At 36.7% G+C, this 390-nt stretch carries 1 tRNA gene; it reads right to left on the bottom strand.

The features are described from left to right. Positions 1 to 98: 98 nt before the first annotated feature. Positions 99 to 175: transfer RNA gene (locus HMPREF2802_RS07785), tRNA-Ile, on the bottom strand. Positions 176 to 390: the final 215 nt, after the last annotated feature.

Genomic DNA, 390 nt, shown 5'->3' with positions numbered 1-390 from the left:
TATACTTACTATCTAGTTTTCAATGTGCAACTTCAAAAGTTAGTACTTTTGAGAACAAATTTCATTTTAATAAATACAATAGAAACTTGTCAAATAAATGGTGGGCCTAAGTGGACTCGAACCACCGACCTCACGCTTATCAGGCGTGCGCTCTAACCAGCTGAGCTATAGGCCCTCAATTATTTTCGAGTCAAGCGTTTTCACTCTTCTTCATTTTCGTCTCGAGTGTACAGTCACTTACGATAAGTAAGCTCCTTTCACTCTCAACTCAATTCATCGATTGAGAATCGCTTTCTTTCGAAAATGATTTTTCAATGAGTCAAGCGTTTTCACTTTCCTCTATTTAATTGAACACTCTTCATGAGCATTCAAAACTAAATGCAATATGTC

Source organism: Staphylococcus sp. HMSC071G07, from assembly GCF_001811435.1.
In the GTDB taxonomy this organism is placed as follows: Bacteria; Bacillota; Bacilli; order Staphylococcales; family Staphylococcaceae; genus Staphylococcus; species Staphylococcus pettenkoferi.
This window is presented reverse-complemented; position numbering and strand designations above follow the sequence as displayed.